The 23,904-nt window shown below is 61.4% G+C and carries 24 protein-coding genes; 17 read left to right on the forward strand and 7 right to left on the reverse strand.

Features of this window, described 5'->3' with window-relative positions:
- Positions 1-139 precede the first annotated feature (139 nt).
- From pufB to pufM, 4 genes are all read left to right on the forward strand, one after another.
- On the forward strand, positions 140-295 hold the full coding sequence (gene pufB / locus ACM64M_RS07955) for a light-harvesting antenna LH1, beta subunit (RefSeq protein WP_416228145.1): 156 nt from the start codon (positions 140-142) through the stop codon (positions 293-295).
- A gap of 91 nt (positions 296-386) precedes the next feature.
- Entirely contained in the window at positions 387-533 is a 147-nt protein-coding gene (gene pufA, locus ACM64M_RS07960; RefSeq protein ID WP_416228146.1) for a light-harvesting antenna LH1, alpha subunit, read from the forward strand.
- A gap of 99 nt (positions 534-632) precedes the next feature.
- Entirely contained in the window at positions 633-1,469 is an 837-nt protein-coding gene (gene pufL / locus ACM64M_RS07965; protein ID WP_416228147.1) for a photosynthetic reaction center subunit L, read from the forward strand.
- A gap of 1 nt (position 1,470) precedes the next feature.
- Complete coding sequence (gene pufM, locus ACM64M_RS07970) at positions 1,471-2,394, forward strand: photosynthetic reaction center subunit M (protein WP_416228148.1); 924 nt, start codon at positions 1,471-1,473, stop codon at positions 2,392-2,394.
- A 122-nt stretch (positions 2,395-2,516) separates the two neighbouring features.
- Here the strand turns inward: pufM and ACM64M_RS07975 are convergent, their stop codons facing one another.
- From ACM64M_RS07975 to ACM64M_RS08005, 7 genes are all read right to left on the reverse strand, one after another.
- Positions 2,517-2,783 carry a hypothetical protein gene (locus tag ACM64M_RS07975; protein WP_416228149.1) on the reverse strand — a complete coding sequence of 89 codons (267 nt, stop codon included), beginning with the start codon at positions 2,781-2,783 and terminating at the stop codon, positions 2,517-2,519.
- A complete protein-coding gene (locus tag ACM64M_RS07980) occupies positions 2,776-3,258 on the reverse strand; it encodes a TspO/MBR family protein (RefSeq protein WP_416228150.1) in 483 nt (160 codons plus the stop codon). The genes ACM64M_RS07975 and ACM64M_RS07980 overlap by 8 nt, the downstream gene beginning before the upstream one ends.
- 10 nt (positions 3,259-3,268) lie before the next feature.
- The gene (locus ACM64M_RS07985) at positions 3,269-4,465 is read right to left on the reverse strand and encodes a geranylgeranyl diphosphate reductase (RefSeq protein ID WP_416228151.1); all 1,197 of its coding nucleotides are present in this window, start codon (positions 4,463-4,465) and stop codon (positions 3,269-3,271) included.
- The gene (locus tag ACM64M_RS07990; protein WP_416228152.1) at positions 4,462-5,823 is read right to left on the reverse strand and encodes a BCD family MFS transporter; all 1,362 of its coding nucleotides are present in this window, start codon (positions 5,821-5,823) and stop codon (positions 4,462-4,464) included. Before ACM64M_RS07990 ends, ACM64M_RS07985 begins: the two co-directional genes overlap by 4 nt.
- Entirely contained in the window at positions 5,823-6,725 is a 903-nt protein-coding gene (gene chlG, locus ACM64M_RS07995) for a chlorophyll synthase ChlG (RefSeq protein ID WP_416228153.1), read from the reverse strand. Before chlG ends, ACM64M_RS07990 begins: the two co-directional genes overlap by 1 nt.
- Positions 6,726-6,839: 114 nt before the next feature.
- Positions 6,840-8,273 carry a transcriptional regulator PpsR gene (gene ppsR / locus ACM64M_RS08000; protein WP_416228154.1) on the reverse strand — a complete coding sequence of 478 codons (1,434 nt, stop codon included), beginning with the start codon at positions 8,271-8,273 and terminating at the stop codon, positions 6,840-6,842.
- A 12-nt stretch (positions 8,274-8,285) separates the two neighbouring features.
- Positions 8,286-9,227 carry a cobalamin B12-binding domain-containing protein gene (locus tag ACM64M_RS08005; protein ID WP_416228155.1) on the reverse strand — a complete coding sequence of 314 codons (942 nt, stop codon included), beginning with the start codon at positions 9,225-9,227 and terminating at the stop codon, positions 8,286-8,288.
- Between the two features lie 350 nt (positions 9,228-9,577).
- Between ACM64M_RS08005 and bchF the strand changes: the two genes are divergently transcribed.
- The 13 genes from bchF to puhE all read left to right on the forward strand — a co-directional run bounded on the left by bchF (position 9,578) and on the right by puhE (position 23,882).
- Positions 9,578-10,051 carry a 2-vinyl bacteriochlorophyllide hydratase gene (gene bchF / locus ACM64M_RS08010; protein WP_416228235.1) on the forward strand — a complete coding sequence of 158 codons (474 nt, stop codon included), beginning with the start codon at positions 9,578-9,580 and terminating at the stop codon, positions 10,049-10,051.
- The gene (locus ACM64M_RS08015; RefSeq protein WP_416228156.1) at positions 10,048-11,346 is read left to right on the forward strand and encodes a ferredoxin:protochlorophyllide reductase (ATP-dependent) subunit N; all 1,299 of its coding nucleotides are present in this window, start codon (positions 10,048-10,050) and stop codon (positions 11,344-11,346) included. The genes bchF and ACM64M_RS08015 overlap by 4 nt, the downstream gene beginning before the upstream one ends.
- A gap of 3 nt (positions 11,347-11,349) precedes the next feature.
- On the forward strand, positions 11,350-12,915 hold the full coding sequence (bchB, locus tag ACM64M_RS08020) for a ferredoxin:protochlorophyllide reductase (ATP-dependent) subunit B (protein ID WP_416228157.1): 1,566 nt from the start codon (positions 11,350-11,352) through the stop codon (positions 12,913-12,915).
- Complete coding sequence (locus ACM64M_RS08025; RefSeq protein ID WP_416228158.1) at positions 12,905-16,534, forward strand: magnesium chelatase subunit H; 3,630 nt, start codon at positions 12,905-12,907, stop codon at positions 16,532-16,534. The genes bchB and ACM64M_RS08025 overlap by 11 nt, the downstream gene beginning before the upstream one ends.
- Before the next feature lie 24 nt (positions 16,535-16,558).
- Entirely contained in the window at positions 16,559-17,455 is an 897-nt protein-coding gene (gene bchL, locus ACM64M_RS08030; RefSeq protein ID WP_416228159.1) for a ferredoxin:protochlorophyllide reductase (ATP-dependent) iron-sulfur ATP-binding protein, read from the forward strand.
- Positions 17,455-18,162: a magnesium protoporphyrin IX methyltransferase gene (gene bchM / locus ACM64M_RS08035; RefSeq protein WP_416228160.1), complete on the forward strand. Its 708-nt coding sequence runs from the start codon at positions 17,455-17,457 to the stop codon at positions 18,160-18,162. The genes bchL and bchM overlap by 1 nt, the downstream gene beginning before the upstream one ends.
- The gene (locus ACM64M_RS08040; protein WP_416228161.1) at positions 18,159-19,607 is read left to right on the forward strand and encodes a BCD family MFS transporter; all 1,449 of its coding nucleotides are present in this window, start codon (positions 18,159-18,161) and stop codon (positions 19,605-19,607) included. The genes bchM and ACM64M_RS08040 overlap by 4 nt, the downstream gene beginning before the upstream one ends.
- An 87-nt stretch (positions 19,608-19,694) precedes the next feature.
- Positions 19,695-20,504 (forward strand): photosynthetic reaction center subunit H, encoded by an 810-nt coding sequence (puhA, locus tag ACM64M_RS08045; protein ID WP_416228162.1) that lies wholly within the window; start codon positions 19,695-19,697, stop codon positions 20,502-20,504.
- Between the two features lie 19 nt (positions 20,505-20,523).
- Positions 20,524-21,228, forward strand: coding sequence for a photosynthetic complex putative assembly protein PuhB (gene puhB / locus ACM64M_RS08050; RefSeq protein WP_416228163.1), 705 nt, complete (start codon positions 20,524-20,526; stop codon positions 21,226-21,228).
- Entirely contained in the window at positions 21,225-21,722 is a 498-nt protein-coding gene (puhC, locus tag ACM64M_RS08055; protein ID WP_416228164.1) for a photosynthetic complex assembly protein PuhC, read from the forward strand. Before puhB ends, puhC begins: the two co-directional genes overlap by 4 nt.
- Positions 21,722-22,039: a hypothetical protein gene (locus ACM64M_RS08060; RefSeq protein WP_416228165.1), complete on the forward strand. Its 318-nt coding sequence runs from the start codon at positions 21,722-21,724 to the stop codon at positions 22,037-22,039. The genes puhC and ACM64M_RS08060 overlap by 1 nt, the downstream gene beginning before the upstream one ends.
- Positions 22,036-23,097, forward strand: a complete 1,062-nt coding sequence (acsF, locus tag ACM64M_RS08065) for a magnesium-protoporphyrin IX monomethyl ester (oxidative) cyclase (protein ID WP_416228166.1) — start codon at positions 22,036-22,038, stop codon at positions 23,095-23,097. The genes ACM64M_RS08060 and acsF overlap by 4 nt, the downstream gene beginning before the upstream one ends.
- Positions 23,091-23,882, forward strand: a complete 792-nt coding sequence (puhE, locus tag ACM64M_RS08070; RefSeq protein WP_416228167.1) for a putative photosynthetic complex assembly protein PuhE — start codon at positions 23,091-23,093, stop codon at positions 23,880-23,882. Before acsF ends, puhE begins: the two co-directional genes overlap by 7 nt.
- The last annotated feature ends 22 nt before the right edge of the window (positions 23,883-23,904 follow it).

A 23,904-nucleotide genomic window follows, 5' to 3' on the forward strand; every position in this document is an offset into this window, starting at 1 on the left:
CCGATCATCCGCGCCCGCGCCGAGGCCAAGACTTTGCCTGATAGTAACAGGCATCCGCAATCCACGTGGGGGATCACGCGCGGATACCGTCGGGGACCATTCGGTCCTCGCTCCAATGTAACTATACGGAGAAACTATAATGGCCGATCCTGATCGCCCCTCGGTGGGGACGTATCTGACCGATGATGAGGCAAAGGAAATCCATGGCGCGTTCATGGGCACCTTTACCCTCTATGTCGGCATTGCGCTCGTCGCACATGCTCTGATGTACTGGTGGAAACCCTGGTTCGTCTGATCTGACGGATTTTTCGGATTTGTGCTGCCACGGCCTCCCTTTCGGGGGGAGCGCGTGATGGCATTCCACCATTCAGTATAAGGAACTGATTATGTACAAGATTTGGCATCATTTCGATGTTCGCCGGACACTCGTCGCGCTCCATGTGGGCCTGGCTGTGCTGGCTTTCACGATCCACTTCATCCTGCTCAGCACGGAGAAGTACAATTGGCTCGGCGGCATTTCGCCCGCTGGCTAAAGCCTGCGTAAACCCGTGAGGAGGCAGGTTCGCCTGCCTGCCTCCCACACACGTATCGGAAACGAAAACACCCGCCGTTCAGGCGGGAAGGATGGACCTATGGCGCTCCTCAGTTTCGAGCGGAAATACCGCGTGCGCGGTGGCACATTGATCGGCGGCGACCTATTCGACTTTTGGGTCGGCCCGTTTTATGTCGGATTCTTTGGAGTATTGGTGGCGATCAGCGCCCTTTTGGGCACTATGCTGATCTTCGCCGCTGCGCTTCAGGGTCCGACCCTCAACCCCTGGCTAATCGACATTCAACCACCGCCGATAGAAGCCGGGCTCGCCTTCATGCCTCTCAATCAGGGTGGCTACCACCAGATCATCACCGCCTGCGCGGTTGTGGCGTTCTGTTCGTGGGTTGGAAGGCAGGCAGAAATCTCGCGCAAGCTGGGCATGAGCTATCATGTTCCCATCGCTTTCAGCGTCGCGGTTTTTGCATTCGTCACCTTGAATGTGATCCGCCCATTCCTGATGGGCGCATGGGGAAATGCCTTTCCCTATGGCATCTGGTCGCATCTGGATTGGGTATCGAACACCGGATATTCCTATGTGAATTTCCATTACAACCCGGTCCATATGCTGGCGATCACGTTCTTCTTCACCAACTGTCTCGCGCTTGCGCTGCATGGCGGTCTGGTTCTTTCTGCGGTCAATCCGTCAGAAGGCACTGACGTCAAGACGCCCGAATATGAAGACACTTATTTCCGCGATTTCATCGGATATTCGGTCGGCACATTGGGCATCCACCGGGTTGGCCTTCTGCTCGCGCTGAACGCTGCGTTCTGGAGCGCCATTTGCATCGTGATTTCGGGCACGCTGTACACCGGCAGCTGGGTCGAGTTCTGGGATTTCTGGCGCAAGATCCCGATCTGGTCAGCAGGAGCATATTGATATGGCTACTTATCAAAACATCTTCACGCAGATTCAGGTCAAGGCGGCGCCCGAAATGGGCGTTCCGCTCAGCGATGGTAGCGATAGCCGGATCAATCTGACCGGTTACAGCTATTGGGCGGGAAAGATTGGTCAGGCGCAGTTTGGCCCGGTCTATCTCGGCTGGCTCGGAATGATCTCGCTGACCTTCGGGGCGGCGGCGATCATGATCATCGGCCTGAATTTCTGGGCGCAAGCCGGGTGGAGCCCGCAGGTCTTTATGCGCGAGCTGTTCTGGCTTTCGCTGAACCCTCCGGGTCCGGAATATGGTTTCAGTTTCTTTGTTCCGCTGAATGAGGGCGGCTGGTTCATCATGACCGGCGCGTTCCTGACGATTGCGGTGCTGAGCTGGTGGGCGCGCACTTACATGCGGGCTCGGGCGCTGGGCATGGGGATGCATATTCCCTGGGCCTTTGCCTCGGCCATCTGGCTGTTCCTGGTGCTGGGCTTTATCCGCCCTGCCTTGATGGGCAGTTGGTCCGAAGCGGTACCCTATGGCATTTTCAGCCACCTTGACTGGACGAACAATTTCTCGCTCATTCACGGGAACCTGTTCTACAATCCGTTCCACGCGCTTTCGATTGCGTTCCTTTATGGCTCAGCGGTGCTGTTCGCCATGCACGGGGCGACGATCCTGGCACTGGGCCGCTATGGCGGTGAGCGGGAGATCGAACAGATCACCGACCGCGGCACGGCTTCGGAACGCGGTGCATTGTTCTGGCGCTGGACCATGGGTTTCAACGCCACGATGGAATCGATCCATCGCTGGGCCTGGTGGTTTGCGGTGCTGACCACACTGACCGGTGGCATCGGGATCCTGCTTTCAGGCACGGTGGTCGACAATTGGTACCTGTGGGCACAGGAGCATTATTACGCTCCGATGTAACCGGCCCACCACAGGGCATGCAAAGGCCCGGCCCCGCAGCAATGCGCGGCCGGGCTTTGTGTTGGAGGGTTGGATTGCTGCAATGAAGCTGGCAGAGCGGCAGGCGGCCACTTCAAGCCGCCTTATAAACGCGTGCGCAAATCCATCAGATGCAGCGGCAATGACAGCGCCAGCAGGCCCGCAATCCACCACCAGTCAGCGCCGACCAGCGCCGCTCTCAGCGCCAGCACGATAAACACCGCCGGACCGATCAGCCCCGCAATCGCGGTGAGGCTCCAACCGCGCGAGCGCAGCCATGCAGCCTCCAGCGCCAGCACCGCCAGCACCACATCAGCGCCGTAACCTTGCGCAAAGAAAGCCGCTATGAATTCCATGAAAGGATCAGCCAAACGGGCCGTTGAGATCCACCACCGCCCAATTGAGCGCAGCGGCAAAAGTGACCCAGATCAGATAGGGTGTAAACAACAGCGCGGCGCTGCGCGAATACCGCCCGCAATACATGATCAGCGCCAGGATCGAGAGCCACAACAGCAGCACCTCGACAAACGCCCAATCGGGTCGCTGGATGCGGAAAAAGATCATGCTCCAGGTGATGTTGAGAAAGGCGTTCAGGGCAAACAGGCCGATGACCGTGTCCGATACGCGCGGCGTCGGAGCGGCCCGCCATGCGGACACCACCGCGCCGGTGTTGAACGCATAGATCAGCGTCCAGCCAATCGGAAACACCCAGTCAGGCGGGTTCCAAGTGGGTTTGGCCAGCCCCTGATACCACGGGCCGAGATCGGTGATCGTCGCCCCCAGGATCGCGACGATCGCCGCCGCAATCGCAGCCAGCACCGCGGGCAATATCCAAGTCTTGCTCATATGCATCTGATTAACTGCTCGCCGGTCTCAGGCCAAGCAGGTGCGCGGTATCCTTGAGGAAAATCTTGACATGCGCCAACGGTTTGGACCGGACCAGCCGTTTGTTCATATAGGCTTGCCAAGTGAGCTGCTGGACATCCTTGTCATCGCACATATCGACAAACCGCTCGCGCCGCTTGTCGCTGGAATACCAGAAATATTGCATCATCCCCAGGATCCAGAACACCCGGCCATGTTCCTTCATGAAACGGCTGCGCGCCAGTTTCAGCGCCTTTGCCTCACCGGTTTTCAGGAATTTGCTGGCGGCCTCGGCGCTTACCCGGCCGCCGACCATAGCGTAATAGATGCCTTCGCCCGATGCCGGCGCGACGATCCCGGCGGCATCGCCCGCAACGATGACATCCGCGCCATTGTCCCAGCGTTTGAGCGGTTTGAGCGGGATCGGCGCGCCTTCGCGGCGCACCGTCTCGCAGCGGGTCAGATCAAGCTCGCTGCGCATTTCGGCAACCGCGCCGCGCAGCGAAAATCCCTTGTTAGCGCTGCCCACGCCAATACTGGCGGTATCGCCATGCGGGAACACCCAGGCATAAAAATCGGGCGATAGCTTGCCCTGATAGAAAACGTCGCAGCGATTGGCGTTGAAGTTCTGCGTGTCATTTGCAGGCGATTTGATGATCTCGTGATAGGCAAAGACGCATTTGACCCGTTCGGCATTGGGCAGACATTGCTTGGCCACCGCGGAGCGCGCGCCATCTGCGCCGACGATGCAGCGTGCGCGGACGCGCTCGATGGGGCCGCCGCGCACCCTGCGGAATGTCACCAGCGGATGCGCGCGGTCATCGCGTTCAACCTTTTCAAAGGTCGCGCTGAGCCGCTCTGCCCCCGAATGTTCGGCGCGGATCCGCAGCCATTCGTCGAAATCCTCGCGGTCGACCATGCCGACATAGCCGATTTCCCCCACCGGCATATCGACCGCCCGACCCGACGGCGCGATCATTCTGGCGGAGCGCGCGCGCGCCACCAACAGGCTTTGCGGTATAGCGAAATCTTCGAGCATACGCGGCGGCACCGCGCCGCCGCACGGCTTGATCCGTCCGCCGCGCTCCATCAGCAGCACCGAATGACCCGCCAGCGCCAGATCGGTCGCTGCGGTCGCACCTGCGGGGCCGCCGCCGATTACCACGGCATCATAGATTGTCTCTGTCATGCAAACACCTCTGCTTCCCTCTCCGTGTCGCCGCCATCGTTCCTGCTGAAACTGGCGGACGCGACGCTATTGCCAGTGCGCAGCGCCAATCCAGCGGCGGCCACAAACAATGCAGCTTCGATGGCAAAGATGATTTGAAAGGCGCCGCCATCCTGCGCCTGAATTTTGCGTGCCGCATCAACGCCCAGCGCGCCGATCAATCCGCCAAGCCCGAATGCGATCGCCTGACTTGCGCCCCAGACGCCCATCCGCACGCCTTCGCGGGTTTTCACGCCTGCTCCGGCCAGCCCCATCATCGAACCAATCGCGGCGACCGCGAACACACCGTTGCCAAGGCCAAGCACAAACACATTGATCGCCAATGGCCAACCCGGCCCCGCGACCGCCGCGAGCGCGAGGCCCGCCAGACCCGCCGCCGATGCCAGACATCCTGCCACGATCCAGACCCTGAGGTCGGCGGGCAATCGCCCTTCAAATGCGCTGCCGCCTATACCCGCAACGATCATGCCCAGCAGGATGCCGCCCTGATGCTGCCCGCCCAATTGCGTGGATTCGCCCGGCGTCATGCCGAACACCAGCCCGGCAAAAGGTTCAAGGATCAGGTCCTGCATGCTGAACGCAATCATTGAGACAAAGATGAAGATGGTGAAGCGCCGCGCGGCGGCTTCGTTCCAGATTTCGATCAGCGCCGCGCGGAAGTCGGGCGAGGGTTCGTCTTTCGCCGTTTCAGCAAAATCATGGCGCCCGGTTTCCAGTCGGAAGGTCGCAAGCGCCGTCACCATGACCAAGACCATCGCCAGTCCCAGCGCAACGGCCATCAGCCGCTCGGGCGAAAACGGCTTGATCAATTCCCCCACCGTGATCGCAGAGATCACGATTCCCGCAATCATCATGATCCAGGTCAGCGCCGCGGCGGCGGCTCTGCGGCGCGGGGCGACCGATGACGCCAGCAGCGCAAGCGCCGAAGTGCCGCTCGCACCCACACCTGCGCCAATCAGGGTGTAGGCCAGCACCGCGAGAACCGCGGCGATCAGCCCGTCATTGGCAAACATCAGCGTCGCCTTTGTAGCGAGCAGCGCACCTGCCGCCAGCACCGCCATCCCGCCAACAATCCACGGTGTCCGGCGGCGGCCGCTATCTGCGCCATGGCCAAACAGCGGGCGCGAGAGCTGCACCGCATAATGCCACGCGACCAGCCCTGCCGGAATCGCTGCGGCCATCGCATATTCCACCACCATCAAGCGGTTGAGCACGGTCGATGTCAGCATCACAAAACCGCCGAGGCACGCCTGCACCAGCCCGATCCGGATGATCGAAAGCCAACCGAAGCCTGCCTGTGTCGTGGCATGGTCAGCCATCAGATATAGCCCCCCAGCCCCAGCGCCGCGGCAAGCATGCCGAGCACATAAAGCGTGACGCCGACGCCGTTGTACCACGGCGCATATTGCTTTGGATCACGTAGCAATTTGGGCATTGCCGCGATCTGCGCCGCGAGCACTCCGCCCACCAGCACCGCCGACAGTGTAAGGCCCCAGAGCGCCAGCACCGCGATCACGGCAATCTGTGCCAGCGCCATCACCGCGCAGGCCAGCCGCGCGGCGGGCGCAACGCCCAATATAACTGGCAGCGATCTGAGCCCGGTGGCGCGGTCGCCCTCCACCGCCTTGAAATCGTTGAGCGTCATGATCCCGTGCGCGCCGATGCTGTAGAGCACCAGCACGATCAGCACTTGGGCAGAGGGCATCGCGCCCAGCATCACAGCGGCACCGGTGAACCAGCTCAACCCTTCATAGGTCAGGCCGACCACCGCCGGGCCGGTCCAGCCGCTCGTCTTGAAACGAAAAGGCGGCGCGCTGTATCCCCATGCCAGCGCCAGCCCGACCAGCGCGGCGACAAACACCAGCGGACCGAGCAGCCACGCAACCAGCGCAGAAATTGCGGTGGCGATGAGCGCAATATACAGGCCCCAACGCCCCGCGATCCTGCCCGAAGGGATTGGGCGGTCGGGTTCATTGATCGCATCGACATGGCGATCGAACCAGTCGTTCACCGCCTGACTGGTGCCGCACACCAATGGCCCGGCAAGCAGCACCCCGCCCAGCACGAACAGCCAGCGCCCGTCCAGCCCCGCACCCGATGACACCGCGCCGCACATAAACGCCCACATCGGCGGAAACCAAGTGATCGGTTTGAGCAATTGCACAACATCGCGCAGCGCCGGAATAGGCACCAGACGAGTCGAGAGGGCAGAACGCTCCATATGGGAAAGCTATGCCTGACACGGGGGTGCGTCAAATTAATTTGACACTACCCAATCGTTCGGAGGCATTTCCAGACAGAAAAGCAATCCCGCCCGGCTTGGATGACCCAGATGCTAGTCAGCCTCGCCCGTCAGATTGCCCAGACCGTGGCGGTGCAACTTGGAATAGAGGCTCTGGCGCGAAAGGCCCAGAATCTCCGCTGCCGATGCGCGATTGTCCGATGTGTATTGCAACGCCGCCTCGATACACAAACGCTCGATCAGATCGGTGCTTTCGCGGACAATTTCTTTTAGCGACATGCGCCCGACCAGATCGGTCAATTGTTCGACCGAGCGCGGCAGATCCTGCGATCCGGGCGGAAGATCACGCAGCCTGCGCCCGATGGGGCGGATGACAAAGCCATAATAAGCGCCTTCGCGCCCGCTGCGCACCGCCGACAGTTCGATCGGTTCGCCTTCGATATTGTCGCCCGTGCGCAGCACCGTGGTGACATTGCGCGCCGCGCCGTGTTGATCGATCTGTCCTTCAATCAGGTCAAGATCGATCCCTGGCCGCCCGATCCAGTTTGACAGATGCTTGCCGCGCAATTGATCGAGGCTCGCCGCCTGAACCAGTTCAACAAAGGCGTTGTTGCCGCTGACCACTTCGAGATTGGCGTCGGCCACCAGAAACGCGTCAGGCATGGCATCCACCAGTTCGAGCACCGGCGATTGTCCGAGAGATTGGCCCTGCGCCTCCCCTGCATCCGCAGGCGCAAGCCGCAGCAGCAGAAATTGCCCGCGATCCTGAGTGAAACCCGAAATCGAAGCCATGACCGGCTGCGATCCGCTGGCGATGGTGAGCGGCACTGGCGACACCGCATCAGATGCCAAGGCCGCGCCAACCATAGTCTGCAAAGTATCGCGCGACGCCCGGTTCACCAGCGCCGGTAGCTTCTTGCCCGGCAGACTGCCAGCACGTGCGCCCAGCAAGGCATGCGCCGCCGGGTTAGCCTCGCGAATGCGCAGCGTCGCCGCCTCTGCGATCAGAACCGCCTCACCCGAAAGGCTGAACAACATGCGATAGCGCGATTCGAGCTGGCGCATGCGCATGTAATCGCGCTCCAGCGATTGCTGCACCTGCAAAAGGCGTTGCTGCATCTTGCCTGCATCGCGCAGGTCACGGCCAAACGCGATGCGATGTTCGCCGCCGTTCACGCTCAACACGGCATAACGGATCGGCACATCGCCGTCGCGGGTCGGGTGGTTGACTTGCCGCCAATGCTGAACCTCGCCGCGCCGCGCCGCCGCCAGCATTTCCATGACCTTGGGGCGGCTTTCGGTGGTTACGGTTTCGATCCAGTTGGTCCCTTCCCACCCTTCGAAACCAGGAAAATCGCTGGGATCGAATGCGGTATCGAGGATGGTGCCAGTGTCATCGAGGATAAGCGTGATGTCGCCCGCCACCATCGCCAGCTTCATCGCTGCGTCCGCATCAAGCGCATCAAACAGTTCGGCCGCCTTGCCAAACGGGTTCTTGCCTTCGATGGAGTGCTTGCGGGTAAGCATGCGCGCGGGGCCTTATCGAATCTGGTGCGCTCGCACCGGGGCGGACTGAACCAGACGCTGAGCCACGTTAAGCGCGGCACGAGCGTCGGCGCCGGTCCCATCGGCTCCCACTTCGGCAACAATTGCAGGGTTCTGGTTGATCATATGACCACCGACGAGAATGGAGAGGTGCGGATTTGCAGACACGCTGCGCATCGCCTTTATTAGATTTGTTATCGCCGCGCTAGGGCAATCGCGTGAAAGCGTCAATCCGACAAGATCAAACGGTTCGCGCGACAACATGTCGAGCAATTCCTTGCGCAGCGGTTTGGTCAGCACGGTGCTTTGCCAGCCGGCGCGGGCAAAAATCTCATCAATGATGAGCGCGCCAAAGCCATGCTGGTCCCCCGGCATGGGCGCAAACAGCGCCCGGCATGCATCGGCGGCCGGTGCCTTTAACCGGATCGGCGCGCGCGAAGAAACTTCGCGCATCACCTCCTGCAAACGCCACAATCCCATTGTGACGTCGATGAAATCGCATTCGTCATTTTCCCACATAATGCCGAGTCGGCGTGCGGAAGGTGCAAGAAGATCAAGATAGACCGCCTCGACGCTGACCCCGTCATCTAGAAAAGCGTCCACTTCTTCGAGCAGGCTGCACGCCTCCAGGCTGAGCGGCAGAGTGGAAAACCGTTTGGCAGCAGCGGGATCAATTTCGGATTTTCCGGCCGTGTTGCTGCGCTGCGACCCCGATGAATGCGCCATCATCAGCCGCGGGATCAATTCGCCTTCGATGATGGAATTGATCGAGTCGCCTGGCAGGTCTGCGCTGTCATGGCGGGCATCCTGTATGCGTTCACCAGAACCGGATCGCCGCCGTCTGAGCGGGTTCACCATGACCCTGCGTAGCGCCGCCGAACCCGCACCGAATACCCGTGCAGCGCCAATAGCCCTGGAATCACTGGAGGTTGCCATACCAGCCCCTTCCCCTCTCCCGGCCTTAGTGACCGGCCCCGCGCGATCAGAGCGCGCGGCAACTGGCGAGGCCGAATGATGTCCGACTCCTTATCCGCCAGAGTCGCGAGGCTATACCAACTCAAAACGATACGCAACGCAGGCAATTTCCCAGACGCCGCGAGAGCCGCCAATCCGGTCTCAATGACTGTCTAAAATGTTTTACGTCTAAAAAATTTGACACTCTTCGATTGATAGGCGTAGGCTTCGATCCTGACAGCAAAAGGCTATCAATGAGGATGACTCGGCAGAATCACGCATTCCCCGCCGGGCCTGCTCCCAAGAGGCGGCAGGACAATGCGCAGCAGGGGATGACCGGGGGGCTCTACTCACCAGAGGAGCGCCGGCGCCGGGACGAGTCGGTCTGGACCCTGGTTCAAGGGATCCTCGCTCCTATTCAATTTCTCGTGTTCCTCATCAGCCTTGGTCTGGTGATTCGCACCCTCGCCAGCGGCGAAGGCGCGTTTGCCGCCGATGCTTCAATCGTGGTCAAGACATTGGTGCTCTACACCATCATGATCACCGGCTCGATCTGGGAGAAAGTCGTGTTCGGGCGCTGGTTGTTTGCTCCGGCGTTTTTCTGGGAAGACGTTTTCTCGATGCTCGTGCTGGCGCTGCACACGCTGTATCTGACGATGTTGCTGGGCGATTTCGGCACTTTGGAGCAACGCCTGGCGGTCGCACTGGCGGCCTATGCGGCCTATATCATCAACGCCGGGCAATTCCTTTGGAAATTGCGGATGGCAAGGCTTCAGTCATCCCTGCCTCAGGGCCTCCCGGCATGAGCGGGGTTCAGACCCTCGCCGGCTGTGCCAAGCCCGCTGCTCTTGCCGAAACCCCGCGCCCGATCCTGCGCGAGCGCGGCCAACGCGAAGTGTTCTGCGGGCTGACCGGGATCGTCTGGCTGCACCGCAAGATGCAGGATGCATTCTTCCTCGTCGTGGGTTCGCGCACCTGCGCCCATCTGCTGCAATCGGCGGCGGGCGTGATGATCTTTGCCGAACCCCGGTTTGCCACCGCAATCATGGAAGAACGCGATCTGGCGGGCATGGTCGATTGTCAGGATGAACTCGACCGCGTGGTGACCCGGCTGCTCGAACGCCGCCCTGATATCAAGACGCTGTTCCTCGTCGGCTCCTGCCCTTCCGAAGTCATCAAGCTTGACCTTGGCAAAGCTGCCGAACGGCTTGGCGCGCAGCATATGCCGCGGGTCCGCATCCTCAATTATTCGGGCAGCGGGATCGAGACCACATTCACCCAGGGCGAGGACGCCTGTCTGGCCGCGCTGGCCCCGGAAATGCCCAAATCCGCACCCGATGCGGGCAAGCAATTGCTGATCGTGGGCGCGCTCCCCGATATTGTCGAAGACCAGTTTCTGCGGCTGTTCGATCAATTGGGCATCACCAATGTCGGCGTGCTGCCCGCGCGCAATGCCCGCGATCTGCCGCCGGTGGGACCGAACACACGCTATTTGCTCGCGCAGCCGTTCCTGGCGGCGACCGCACAGGCGCTCGAAGATCGCGGCGCGGAGCGGATCGATGCGCTGTTCCCGTTTGGCGCGGAAGGCACGACCGGTTGGCTCCATGCCGCCGCGCAGGAATTCGGCATTGATGAAATGCATTTCAACCGAGTGGTTGCGCCGGGACGCGAGCGGGCCAAGCGCGCAATCGAACATGCGCGCGCCGCGCTCGATGGCAAACGCATCAGCTTCCTGCCCGATTCTCAGCTGGAAATTCCGCTGGCGCGGTTCCTCTCGACCGAGCTTGGTATGGTCCCGGTCGAAATCGGCACGCCCTATCTCCACCGCGCGCATCTGGCGCAGGAACTGGACCTGATCCCGCCTTCCGCCCGGATCAGCGAGGGACAGCATGTTGACCGCCAGCTTGACCGGGTGCGCGCCGACCGGCCCGATCTGACCGTATGCGGCTTGGGCCTTGCCAATCCGCTGGAATCCGAAGGCTTCACAACCAAATGGGCGATCGAACTGGTGTTCTCGCCGATCCATGGTTTCGATCAGGCGGGCGATCTTGCCGAACTCTTTGCCCGGCCGCTGCGGCGCCGCGACGTGCTGGAGGTATAGGCGATGCAGCTATCCGTCTGGACCTATGAAGGACCGCCCCATGTCGGAGCGATGCGCATCGCCACCGCGATGGAAGGGCTGCACTATGTCCTGCACGCGCCGCAGGGCGACACCTATGCCGACCTGCTGTTCACGATGATCGAACGGCGCGGCAAGCGTCCACCGGTGACCTACACCACCTTCGAAGCGCGCGATCTGGGCAAGGACACCGCGCAATTGTTTCAGGACGCTGCGCGCGAGGCGGCGGCGCGGTTCAAACCGCAGGCGATGATCGTGGGCGCGTCATGCACCGCGGAACTGATTCAGGATGATCCCGGCGGTCTGATCGAGGCGATGGACCTGCCCTGCCCGGCAATCCCGCTCGAACTGCCCAGCTATCAGCGCAAGGAAAACTGGGGCGCAGCCGAAACATTCTATCAGGTCGTGCGCCATCTGGCCGACAAGGGCGCGTCGCCCGGTATGCGCGAAGGTCGCAAGGCTCGCGCTAATATCCTTGGCCCAGCCGCACTAGGCTTCCGGCACCGCGACGATCTGGTCGAAATTCGCAAGATCCTTGATGCTTTGGGCGTCGAAGTGAACCTCGTCGCTCCGCTCGGGGCGTCGCCTGCGGACATTGCGCGCATTGGCGCGGCTGATTTCAACATCGTTCTCTATCCCGAAATAGCAGATGAGGCCGCTCGCTGGCTTGAACGCACGTTCAATCAGCCCGCGATCCGGACCATCCCTATCGGTGTGGGCGCCACACGCGCGTTCATTGCCGAAGTCGCCGAGTTGGCAGGTGCAGATCCCACATCTGCTCTCGGCGACACCCATTCCCGGATGCCCTGGTGGAGCCGTAGCGTCGATTCGACCTACCTCACCGGAAAGCGCGTCTTTATCTTTGGCGATGCCACCCACGCCGTCGCCGCCGCCCGGATTGCGCGCGACGAACTGGGCTTCGAGGTCTGCGGACTGGGTTGTTACAACCGCGAATTTGCCCGCGACATCCGTGATGCGGCAAAGCTGTACGGGGTCGAGCCGCTGATCACTGACGATCATCTGGCGGTAGAGGATGCGATTGCGGCGGCCGCGCCCGAATTGGTGCTGGGCACGCAGATGGAACGGCACATTGCAAAGCGTCTGGGGATCCCCTGCGCGGTGATTTCGTCGCCTGTCCATGTGCAGGATTTCCCCGCGCGCCATTCCCCGCAAATGGGTTTCGAAGGCGCGAATGTGATCTTTGACAGCTGGGTTCACCCGCTGGTGATGGGGCTAGAGGAGCATCTACTCACCATGTTCCGCGAGGATTTCGAATTTTCCGACGAAGCGGGCGCTTCGCATCATGCCGCCCATTCGCCCAAGGCGGCGGGGCAATCGGCGAATATCCCGGCCAATGAACCCGCGCCCATGGCAGAGCCCGCCAATGACGCCAATCTCTGGACAAGCGAGGCCGAACGCGAACTGAAGAAAATACCCTTTTTCGTCCGCGGTAAGGCGCGCCGCAACACCGAAGCTTTCGCGCAGGATCAAGGCCGCGCGCAGATCGATCTCGACACGCTTTACGACGCAAAGGCGCATTATGCACGGTAAGGCCGCCCTCCCTGCGTTCTCCGGCAAAGCGCCTGTGCGCGTGGCGATTATCACGCTCGATAATCACCTCAAAGGCGCCGTCGAGCGCGCGGATGCGGTGCTCGGGTCGGACAATATTGCGCTGAGCCTGCACGCCGCGTCCGATTGGGACCGCGAAGGCACCGCGCTGGAACAGGCCAAGGCGGCGATTGACGATGCTGACATCGTAATTGCCACGATGCTGTTCCTAGACGATCACGTCCGCGCGATCCTGCCCACGCTCGAAGCGCGGCGCGAACATTGCGACGCCATGGTCTGCCTGATGTCGGCGGGCGAAGTGGTCAAGCTGACGCGGATGGGCGGATACCGCATGGATGCCCCGGCGAAAGGTCCGCTGGCCCTGCTCAAGAAATTGCGCGGGTCAAAGAAACAGGGCGCAAGCTCTGGCGCAGGGCAGATGAAGATGCTGCGGCGCCTGCCCAAGATCCTCAAATTCATTCCCGGCACAGCGCAGGATGTGCGCGCCTATTTCCTGACGCTGCAATATTGGCTGTCGGGCTCTGATGAGAATGTTGTCGCCATGGTGCGCGCGCTGATCGACCGCTATGCGTCGGGCGAGCGCGAAGGGCGGCGCGGAGAAACAGCGGCGCAGGCTCCGCTCGAATATCCCGAAACCGGGGTCTATCATCCGCGCACACGGCAGCGCATTTCGGACAGCCTGCGGTTGCTGCCGCAAGACGGCAAGGCCAATGGCGAAGGCCGCAATGGCACCGTCGGTCTGATCCTGCTGCGGTCTTATCTGCTTGGCCGTGACAGCGGGCATTATGACGGCGCGATTGCCGCATTCGAGGCAGCGGGGATGAAAGTCGTCCCCGTGTTTGCCAGCGGGCTGGACGCGCGCCCCGCAATCGAGAAATACTTTACCCACCGCGGCGAAGTGGTGGTCGACGCAGTGGTCAATCTCACCGGATTTTCGCTGGTGGGCGGCCCAGCCTATAACGATTCAGAGGCTGCGCGCACGGTGCTGGGCGATCTCGATGTGCCCTATATCGCGGCGCATGCGATCGAATTTCAGTCGATCGAGGAATGGCGCGCGCGCGATCAGGGGCTGCTCCCGCTCGAAGCGACGATGATGGTCGCCTTGCCCGAATTGGACGGCGCGACCGCGCCCAGCGTCTTTGGCGGACGGTTCAAGGCAGGCAGCGCGGTGTGCGGCGGATGCAGCCGGGCCTGCGAAGCGCCCATGTCTGAGCGGCTTAGCCCGATGCAAAGCTGCCCCGAACGCGCCGAAGCCTTGGCCGCGCGGGTCGCAAAGCTGATTGCGCTGCGCCGGTCGCAGCGGGCCGCGCGCAAACTGGCGGTGGTGCTGTTCAACTTCCCGCCCAACGCCGGCGCAACCGGATCAGCGGCATTCATCGCAGTTTACGAATCGCTTTATGCCACGCTCGAACGGCTCAGCTCCGAAGGCTATGATGTCGCGGTTCCCTCCAGCGTGGATGCGCTGCGCGAGGCGATCCTGCAGGGCAATTCCGAACGGTTCGGCACCGACGCCAATGTCGCGCACCGCGTGCCCGCCGATGAACACGTTCGGCGCGAGCCGCATCTGGCCGAGATCGAGGCGCAATGGGGCCCCGCCCCTGGCAAGGCGCAAAGCGACGGCGGCCATATCCAGATCCTGGGCGCGCATTTCGGCAATGTGTTCGTCGGGATTCAGCCAGCCTTTGGATATGAAGGCGACCCGATGCGGCTGCTGTTCGAAGGCAATTTCGCGCCCACCCATGCTTTCAGCGCGTTCTACCGCTATCTCCGCGAGGATTTCGGCGCGGATTCGGTGCTGCATTTTGGCACCCACGGCGCGCTTGAATTCATGCCGGGCAAACAGGCCGGGATGACCGGCGATTGCTGGCCCGAACGGTTGATCGGCAATTTGCCCAATTTCTACCTGTATGCAGCGAACAACCCCTCCGAAGGGATGCTGGCAAAACGGCGCTCGGCGGCCACTCTGATCAGCTATCTGACCCCGCCGCTGGCGCAGGCCGGGCTTTACAAGGGTCTTACCGAACTCAAGGCCAGCCTCGAACGCTGGCGGATTTCGGGCGGCGATGATGCCGCGCAGGAACGCGCCGAACTCGCTCAGATTATCGCGGATCAATGCGATGCGCTCGACATTGAATATGACGACATCGATGCGCTCACTGGCAAGCTTTACGAACTCGAAGAGGCGCTGATCCCGCACGGCCTGCATGTGCTGGGCCGCAACCCGCAAGGCGCGGCGCGCGAAGACATGCTGGATGCCATGCACGAGGCATCGCCGCAGACGCCGCGCGACGTGCTCGCGGAAAAACTGGATTCGAGCGACGAACTCGGCTCGCTGATGCGCGCGCTGGATGGCGGATATGTTCAGCCCGCGCCGGGCGGCGATGTGGTCGCCAACCCCGACGTGCTGCCCACAGGCCGCAATATTCACGGCTTTGATCCGTTCCTGCTGCCCTCGCATTATGCCTGTCAGCAGGGCCGCGACCAGGCCGACCGGCTGATCGCGCGGCATGTCGACAATGGCGCAGATTTCCCCGCCAGCATCGCCATGGTGCTATGGGGCACGGACAATATGAAATCCGAAGGCGTCCAGATTGCGCAGGCGCTGACGTTGATGGGAGCCCGGCCCCGCCGCGATTCCTATGGCCGCCTGTGCGGCGCGGAGTTGATCTCGCTGGAAGAACTGGGCCGCCCGCGCATCGATGTGGTGATGACGCTGTCGGGGATTTTCCGCGATCTGCTGCCGCTGCAAACGAGGATGCTGGCCGAAGCCGCGCTGCTCGCCGCGCAAGCCGATGAACCGCTCGAAGCAAACTTCGTCCGCAAGCACAGCCTCGCCCATGCTTCGGCGCATGGCATCGATATCGAAACCGCTGCGCTGCGCGTGTTCTCCAATCAGGAGGGCGCTTACGGTGCAAATGTGAACCAGATGATCGACGGCGGCGTCTGGGCGGACCCCGATGAACTCGCCAATGCGTTCGAGATCAACAAGGGCTTTGCTTACGGGGTCAAAGGCGCACCGGTGCAACACCGCGCATTGCTGACCAGCGCACTGCGCGATGTCGAATTCACCTATCAGAACCTCGAAAGCATCGAAGTTGGGATTACCGATCTTGACCAATATGTCGATGGACTGGGCGGGGTCAGCCGGTCTGTAGCGCGTGCCAAGGGCAAGGACGCGCCGGTCTATATCCTTGATGCGACGCGCGGCAACGCCAAGGTGCGCACGCTGGCCGAACAGATCGACCTCGAAACGCGCACCCGCACGCTCAACCCCAAATGGTTCGAAGGGATGCTCGACCACGGGTATGAGGGCGTTCGCAGCATCGAGCAGCATGTGACCAACACGCTCGGCTGGTCTGCCACCACCGGCGAGGTTGCGCCTTGGGTCTACCAGAAGATTTCCGAAACCTTCGTCCTCGACGAAGCCATGCGTCGCCGCCTTTCCGATCTCAATCCCAAAGCCTCCGCCCGCGTCGCCGGGCGGTTGCTGGAGGCTTGCGACCGGCATCTATGGGAACCCGACGACGCCACACTCGCCGCCTTGCGCGAGGCCAATGATGAGCTCGAAGACCGCCTTGAGGGCGTCTTCGCGGCCGAATGAGATTAGACAGAGGGATCTGACGCCATGAACTTGCACACTCCGAACTCCAGCTTCACCCCGACCGACGGCGAAGGATCGGTGCAGGTCCAGCTGGACCCTGCCGACAAGATCAAGGGTGCGAAAGTCTTTGCCGTCTATGGCAAGGGCGGGATCGGCAAATCGACAACCTCGTCCAACCTTTCGGCAGCCTTTTCGAAACTGGGCCACCGCGTCCTGCAAATCGGATGTGACCCGAAACACGACAGCACGTTTACGCTGACCAAGAAATTGATGCCGACGGTGATCGACGTTCTCGAAACGGTTGAATTTCATTCGGAGGAACTGCGGCCCGAAGATTACATGTTCGAAGGCTATAACGGAGTGATGTGCGTGGAGGCCGGCGGACCGCCGGCGGGCACGGGCTGCGGCGGATATGTGGTGGGGCAGACGGTAAAGCTGCTCAAACAGCATCACTTGCTCGAAGAAACCGACGTGGTGATTTTCGATGTCCTGGGCGATGTGGTGTGCGGCGGGTTCGCCGCGCCGCTGCAACATGCCGAACGCGCGCTGGTGGTCGCGGCCAATGATTTCGACAGCATCTTTGCGATGAACCGGATCGTTGCAGCGATCGCCGCCAAGTCCAAGAATTACGACGTGCGGCTGGCCGGCGTGGTCGCCAATCGCAGCCGCGAAACCGACGAGATCGACCGGTTCTGTGACAAGATCGGGATGCAGCGGCTCGCGCATTTCAAAGATGTCGATGCAATCCGCCGCTCACGCCTGAAAAAATGCACCTTGTTCGAAATGGGCGACGATCCCGAAGTGGTCGCAGCGCAGGACGAATATCTGCGGCTGGCGGCAATGTTGTGGGCCGGGGTCGATCCATCCGCGGCCCAGCCGATGAAGGACCGCGACATTTTCGATTTCCTGGGGTTTGAATAATGGCAACTCGCTCTCCTGAAACGCCGTACGATATGCGCCGCGAGGCGCTGGCGACCTATTTCGACAGCACCGCGAAAAAGGCGTGGATCGACCTCACATCGGATGCCAAGGTCAGCGGTATCCGTGCCACAGTGCGCGCGGGCCGCGATGCGATGCGCAGCACCTTGCTCGGCTGGTTGCCGCATGATCTGCGCCGCACCCGGGTGCTCGACGCGGGCTGCGGCACCGGCGCATTGGCGGTGGAGGCCGCCTGCCGCGGAGCAGAAGTGACCGGCGTTGACGTGGCTGGCGGGCTGGTCGAAGTGGCCCGCGAACGCACCCCCGGATTTATCGGGCATGGCCGCATCCACTGGCGTTCGGGCGATATGCTCGATCCTGCATTTGGCTCGTTCGATCATGTCGTGGCGATGGATTCGCTTATCCATTACGCGCCCGAAGACCTCGTCGATGCGGTCGAGCAATTGACGCAGCGCGCGACTCGGTCGGTCCTGTTTACCTTTGCTCCGCACACCCGCTTGCTCGGCGCGATGCATTCGGTTGGCAAGGTGTTTCCCAAGAACGACCGTTCGCCCGCCATCGTGCCAGTGTCGGAAACCGAATTGCGCGCGCGCCTTGGCCGTCTTGGCGATTGGAAAATCGCCCGCACGCACCGCGTATCCAGCGGGTTTTACACCAGTCAGGCACTCGAATTGGTGAAGCGCGGATGAGCAAGACCCCTCGCCCCCCTGTAAAGATCAGCCAGGCCGCGATGGCCTTGCTGCCCTTTGCCGATGCGGCGAGCGATGAATTGCCAATGGGCCGCCTGCTGCGACTTTCGCTGTTTCAGGTCAGCGTCGGGATGGCGATGGTGCTGCTGAGCGGGACGCTCAACCGGGTGATGGTGGTCGAATTGGGAACGCCGACTTGGCTGGTCGCGCTGCTGATCGCGGTGCCATTGCTGGTCGCGCCGTTTCGCGCGCTGATCGGGCACCGGTCCGACCGGCACGTCTCGGCGCTGGGCTGGCGGCGGGTGCCTTATATCTGGTTTGGCACATTGATGCAGTTTGGCGGGCTGGCGATCATGCCGTTTGCGCTGCTGCTGCTCAGCCGCGAAGACAGTTTCATCGGCGGATTGATCGCAGCGGCGGCTGCATTCCTGCTGACCGGTATCGGTTTTCACGTTACGCAGACCGCCGGGCTGGCGCTGGCGACCGATCTTGCCCCGGCGGACAAGCGTCCGCGCGCGGTCGCGCTGCTGTATGTCATGCTGCTGGTCGGGATGATGCTGTCTGCTTTTGTTATCGGCGGGCTGTTGATCGAATTTTCGCCGACCCGGTTGGTGCAGGTGATTCAAGGCGCGGCGGTGCTCACTATGGCGCTCAATCTGGCGGCGCTGTGGAAACAGGAAGCACGCGCCCCGGAACGCACCAAGCCCGATCCTGATGCGCCAAGTTTTGGCGAATTGTGGCACGGCTTTGTCCGCGACGGACGCAATGCGCGGCTCTTGACCGCGATCGGCATCGGCGCGGCGGGCTTTGCGATGCAGGATGCGCTGTTGGAGCCTTATGGCGGCGAAGTGCTGGGGCTGTCGGTGGGCGCGACGACTGCGCTAACGGGGGTATGGGCATTCGGCGCGCTGGCGGGATTCATGCTTTCGGGCCGTTCGCTGACACGCGGGGGCGATCCCTTGCGGCTGGCCGGAGCGGGTTTGGTGACCGGGCTCAACGCCTTTCTCCTGGTTGTATTTGCCGCGCCGTTTGGTTCGCCGCTGATGCTTTACATCGGCGCCATGTTGATCGGGCTGGGTCTGGGGCTGTTTTCGGTCGGCACGCTGATGGAGGCGATGAACCTTGCCAAGAGCGAGACTGCGGGCCTTGCGCTGGGGGCATGGGGCGCGGTTCAGGCGACCTGCGCGGGCGCGGGCATCGCGCTGGGCGGCGGATTGCGCGATCTGATCGCCATGCTGGCAATCAGCAGCGAACAGGCCGCCGCGCCCGTAATTATCGGGGCGAGCCGCGCGACCGGCTATACGTCGGTCTATCTCATCGAAATCCTGCTGCTGCTTGCAGCGCTTGCCGCGATCGGGCCGCTGGTTGGCCGCGCGCGCAGCAATTCAAACCATTCCGGGGACAGCGCCGTCCAGCCGTTCGGCCTGCGTGAGTTCCCGACATGACCGCGTGTCCAAAGGAGTATGGGGGGCCACGCGGCCGCAACCGGGGGACTGCCGCCACAGCCGCCTGTCCATTGAGAGGAAAGTGCAATGAATAACACCTATATCGTCGGAACATTCGACGTCGCCGAATTGGCGTTCATCCTGTTCTTCATCTTTTTCGTGGGGCTGGTTTTTTATCTCAACCGCGAAAGCCGCCGCGAGGGTTACCCGCTTGAGCATGAACAATCCGGCGCAGTGATGCGCGGCACTCCGCTGACCGATGGCGGGAAGAAGACCTTCAAACTGCCGCATGGGCGCGGCACCTACACACCCGAAGATGTCGCCCGCGATTCTGTCAGCATCCCTGCGCGGCAGGCATTCGGCAGCACCGGCGCACCATGGGTGCCGACCGGAGATGCTATGGCCGACGGGATTGGCCCAGCGGCCTATGCCAACCGGGAGAAATATCCCGATCTCACCTTCGATGGCCGCCCGCGCATTGTGCCGATTGGCATTAGCCACGAAATCGAAATCGCCCCGAACGACAGGGACCCCGTTGGCCTTCCGGTTTACGGCGCGGACAAGAAACTGGCCGGAACCGTCAGCGATGTCTGGGTCGATCAGGCAGAGCATATTATCCGCTATCTCGAAGTGACCACCAATTCTGGCAAGAAAGTGCTCGCGCCGATGGCTATTGCCGCAGTGCAAGGCAAAGGCTGGCTGGGCGGGATTACCCCGCTGGTGGATGACCAGAAAGAGCTGATCGATATTGATGCGATCCGTTCGGACCAGTTCGACGCCGTGCCAGACATTGAGATCGCGGGTCAGATCACCCGCTTCGAAGAAGACCGGATCATGGCCTATTTCGGCGGTGGCTATCTGTACGCCACACCCGAACGCTCAGAACCCTGGATGTAAGATGATGGGGGATCACATCATGCAACCAGAAACTCTGCAAGGCGACGCCATGGGTCCTTCGGCTGAAGGAGACCCGATGGGCACGCCTGCCCCTGATGAACGCGTGTTGTGGAAAGGGCGACCGAACCTGTCGCTTCTTTCACGCACGGCGTTTCACAGCGGCAAAGTTGGGATGTATTTCGCAGCGCTGATCGCGGTGTCGGCGGCGTTCGGCAACCTTGACGTTGCGGCGGTTTGCGCCGTGCTTGGGGTCACGGCGGCGGGCATCCTGCATGGCCTGGCTTGGCTGAGCGTTCGCAGCACGCTTTATATCCTTACCGACACGCGGCTGATTCTGCGGATCGGGATGGCGATTGAAACGCGCATCAATGTGCCGCTCAAACACGTCACTTCTGCCAATCTGAAAAAGCGCGGCGGAGGGCACGGCGATATTGCGCTGGAACTGGTCGGGGAACGGTTGCTTGGATATTTCCTGTTGTGGCCGCATGTCCGGCCGTGGCGTTATGCTCATCCGCAGCCGATGCTGCGCGCTGTACCAGAGGCGGAGAGCGTGGCGGCGCTGCTCGCCGATGCCTGCGCGGCGCACACAGCGATTGAGCGAAACTTGACCGAGATCAATGTTCCCGCTCCCGCTTCGGTTCACAAGGCTGCTGCGTCTGATGGCCAGCGCGCTATGCCTAACAATGGCCCGCGCCAAAATGCAATGAAGGGGGCAACGGCATGATTGTTCGGCAATATGAAGAGGACGAATTCACCGTCCACCGGGTCCCGGTGATGCTGATGGGCGGATTGATCGCAATCACGATTGCGCTCACTTCGATGGTCAGCCTCGGCCTGTTTGAACGGCAATCCATCCCCAGCGAAGCGCGCGCGGCGGCAGGAACCATGTCCACCGCGACCCGTTCGCTGCTGTTTTTTGACGAGGCCGACGGCACGGTCCGGGTTGAAGATGCGTTTTCCGGGGAAGTCATTTCCAGCTTTGGCCCCGGAACCGGCGGCTTTATCCGGTCAACCATGCGCAGCCTCGTCCACAAGCGCCGGATCAACGGGATCGGTCGCGCCACTCCATTCGAACTCATCGCGTGGGACAGCGGCGCGTTGACTTTGCGCGACAGCACGACGGGCGAAACGATTGAACTGGCATCGTTCGGCGCAGACAATCGCGCGGTGTTCGCCGCCATGCTGGATGAAACCAAGCTAGCTGGGAAGGCGAACTGATGGCGAATTCGGCAACACTGACGCCTTCCAGTTCGGCTCGGCGGTTTGAAACGCCCTGCACGATTTCGGTCGAGCAAAGCTCTAATCATTTTCACGCGCATGTCGAATTGACCGGCGATGTCAAAATTGAACCGGGCGACAAGGTGCGCGTCCACGGCGACCCCATCGCCATTCCGTTTGGCAGCAAACAAGTGTTTGAACGCATGGCCACCGTGACCCGCGCCGGTCCGTTGGCGCGGCTGCTTACGCGGCTGGCCGCCTATTTCGATCTCGCCGAACTCTACGAAGTGAGCTTTAACGCCGGGAGGATCAAATGAACGCCCATACAGCGATCACCAAAGACGATGCGATGGCCATCGCCACCCAGAACACGATGCTCAGCCCGCGGTTCTACACCACCGATTTTGACGCGCTAGACGCGATCGATGTATCGAGCGTGCGCGGTGAATGGGATGACCTGATCAATGAAATGATCGGCGACCCCAACAAGCAGCATTTTCGCCACAATGACAGTTTTGCTGGCGTGATCGAGGGGTTGGAGCCGGAACTGCGTGCAGAATTTACCGATTTCCTCGTCAGCTCGCTGACTTCGGAATTTTCGGGCTGCGTGCTCTATGCCGAAATCGCCAAGCGGACCAAGAACCCGGACGTAAAGCAGCTTTTCAAACTGCTCGCCCGCGATGAAAGCCGCCATGCCGGTTTCATCAATGAAAGCCTGAAAGATGCCGGGATCGGTGTCGATCTGGGATTTCTGACCCGGACCAAGAAATACACATTCTTCAAACCGAAGTTCATTTTCTATGCGGTCTATCTGTCGGAAAAGATCGGCTATGCGCGCTATATTGCGATCTACCGCCATCTCGCTGCGAACCCGCAGAACAAATTCCACCCGATCTTCGATTGGTTCGAGGAATGGTGCAATGACGAATTCCGTCACGGAGAAGCGTTTGCCATGTTGCTACGCGCCGATCCGAAGCTGCTCAAAGGCGCGAACAAGCTGTGGGTGCGGTTCTTCCTGTTGTCGGTCTATGCCACAATGTATGTGCGCGATCACAACCGGCCGGTCTTTCACCGCGCGCTGGGGGTCGATCCAACCGAATATGATTACAAGGTGTTCGGCATCTGCAACCAGATCAGCCGACAGGTTTTCCCGGTCGAACTCGACATCGACAGCCCGGCTTTCCGCCGTCAGATGGAAAGCCTGCGCAAAGCGGCGCTGCGTATCGAAGAAGGCAAAGAGCGCGGCGGCATCGCCGGAATGGCACAGCGCATCAGCGGCACCGTGAGCGCCGGATACAGCTTTGCCCGGATGTATTTCCATCGCACAAAGCCGAATGAACTGCCACAATCGATCCGGCTTCAACCCGCATGGTAAGCTGGAGCGGCCATATTGTCCCGTTCATCGTGACGGTGGCCATCTGGTTTATGGCGACCGGGCTGATTGCCTGGGCGGACAACCGCGAACGCGCGACTTTCCGCCGCAGCCTCGCGATTGGCGGAGGCGCGGGGATCGCCGGACTGATCACGATCCTGTTTGCCTCGCAATCGGCCAGCGTGATTGCAGTCTACGCCTCGTTTGTGGGCGCGTTGCTGGTGTGGGGTTGGCATGAAATCGGTTTTCTTACCGGCGCTGCGGCTGGTCCCCGCCGGACCGCCTGCCTGCCCGGTGTGCGCGGGATCGAACGCTTTGCCCAGGCCAGCGCGACCATCATACATCACGAAATCGCTCTGGCGCTGACCGCGTTGATGTTGATCGCATTGTCGTGGAACGCCCCCAACCAGATCGGCGCGATGGTGTTCGTGTTGATGCTTGGCTTAAGATTATCGTCCAAGATCAATCTGTTCGTCGGCGTTCCCAACAGCTCTTCGGAAATGCTGCCGGTGCATCTGGATTATCTGAAAAGCTATTTCGGACGCAACCGGATGACTTGGCTGCTGGCGCTGTCGGTGGCCTGCATTCTTGGCCTCAGCGGCTGGCTTGCAAGCGCAGCGATGGCGGCACCTTCGGGCAGCCCCGAGATGATCGGCGCAAGCCTGCTGACCGCGCTGTGCCTGCTTGGCGCGCTGGAACATTTATTCCTTGCACTTCCGTTCCGGGATGGGATGTTGTGGGGATGGGCTTTTTCGCGGCGGGGGCCGGTGAAAATCGAACGGACGTGAGAAGACAATCATGGCAATTGAT

Origin of the sequence: Qipengyuania sp. ASV99, from assembly GCF_047872805.1 — a bacterium.
GTDB lineage: Bacteria > Pseudomonadota > Alphaproteobacteria > Sphingomonadales > Sphingomonadaceae > Erythrobacter.

Bases quoted from the DNA above. Each gene is read 5' to 3' on its own strand.
- pufB (WP_416228145.1), top strand. From the start codon at position 140: ATGGCCGATCCTGATCGCCCCTCGGTGGGGACGTATCTGACCGATGAT.
- pufA (WP_416228146.1), top strand. From the start codon at position 387: ATGTACAAGATTTGGCATCATTTCGATGTTCGCCGGACACTCGTCGCG.
- pufL (WP_416228147.1), top strand. From the start codon at position 633: ATGGCGCTCCTCAGTTTCGAGCGGAAATACCGCGTGCGCGGTGGCACA.
- pufM (WP_416228148.1), top strand. From the start codon at position 1,471: ATGGCTACTTATCAAAACATCTTCACGCAGATTCAGGTCAAGGCGGCG.
- ACM64M_RS07980 (WP_416228150.1), bottom strand. From the start codon at position 3,258: ATGAGCAAGACTTGGATATTGCCCGCGGTGCTGGCTGCGATTGCGGCG.
- ACM64M_RS07985 (WP_416228151.1), bottom strand. From the start codon at position 4,465: ATGACAGAGACAATCTATGATGCCGTGGTAATCGGCGGCGGCCCCGCA.
- ACM64M_RS07990 (WP_416228152.1), bottom strand. From the start codon at position 5,823: ATGGCTGACCATGCCACGACACAGGCAGGCTTCGGTTGGCTTTCGATC.
- chlG (WP_416228153.1), bottom strand. From the start codon at position 6,725: ATGGAGCGTTCTGCCCTCTCGACTCGTCTGGTGCCTATTCCGGCGCTG.
- ppsR (WP_416228154.1), bottom strand. From the start codon at position 8,273: ATGCTTACCCGCAAGCACTCCATCGAAGGCAAGAACCCGTTTGGCAAG.
- ACM64M_RS08005 (WP_416228155.1), bottom strand. From the start codon at position 9,227: ATGGCAACCTCCAGTGATTCCAGGGCTATTGGCGCTGCACGGGTATTC.
- bchF (WP_416228235.1), top strand. From the start codon at position 9,578: ATGACCGGGGGGCTCTACTCACCAGAGGAGCGCCGGCGCCGGGACGAG.
- ACM64M_RS08015 (WP_416228156.1), top strand. From the start codon at position 10,048: ATGAGCGGGGTTCAGACCCTCGCCGGCTGTGCCAAGCCCGCTGCTCTT.
- bchB (WP_416228157.1), top strand. From the start codon at position 11,350: ATGCAGCTATCCGTCTGGACCTATGAAGGACCGCCCCATGTCGGAGCG.
- ACM64M_RS08025 (WP_416228158.1), top strand. From the start codon at position 12,905: ATGCACGGTAAGGCCGCCCTCCCTGCGTTCTCCGGCAAAGCGCCTGTG.
- bchL (WP_416228159.1), top strand. From the start codon at position 16,559: ATGAACTTGCACACTCCGAACTCCAGCTTCACCCCGACCGACGGCGAA.
- bchM (WP_416228160.1), top strand. From the start codon at position 17,455: ATGGCAACTCGCTCTCCTGAAACGCCGTACGATATGCGCCGCGAGGCG.
- ACM64M_RS08040 (WP_416228161.1), top strand. From the start codon at position 18,159: ATGAGCAAGACCCCTCGCCCCCCTGTAAAGATCAGCCAGGCCGCGATG.
- puhA (WP_416228162.1), top strand. From the start codon at position 19,695: ATGAATAACACCTATATCGTCGGAACATTCGACGTCGCCGAATTGGCG.
- puhB (WP_416228163.1), top strand. From the start codon at position 20,524: ATGCAACCAGAAACTCTGCAAGGCGACGCCATGGGTCCTTCGGCTGAA.
- puhC (WP_416228164.1), top strand. From the start codon at position 21,225: ATGATTGTTCGGCAATATGAAGAGGACGAATTCACCGTCCACCGGGTC.
- ACM64M_RS08060 (WP_416228165.1), top strand. From the start codon at position 21,722: ATGGCGAATTCGGCAACACTGACGCCTTCCAGTTCGGCTCGGCGGTTT.
- acsF (WP_416228166.1), top strand. From the start codon at position 22,036: ATGAACGCCCATACAGCGATCACCAAAGACGATGCGATGGCCATCGCC.
- puhE (WP_416228167.1), top strand. From the start codon at position 23,091: ATGGTAAGCTGGAGCGGCCATATTGTCCCGTTCATCGTGACGGTGGCC.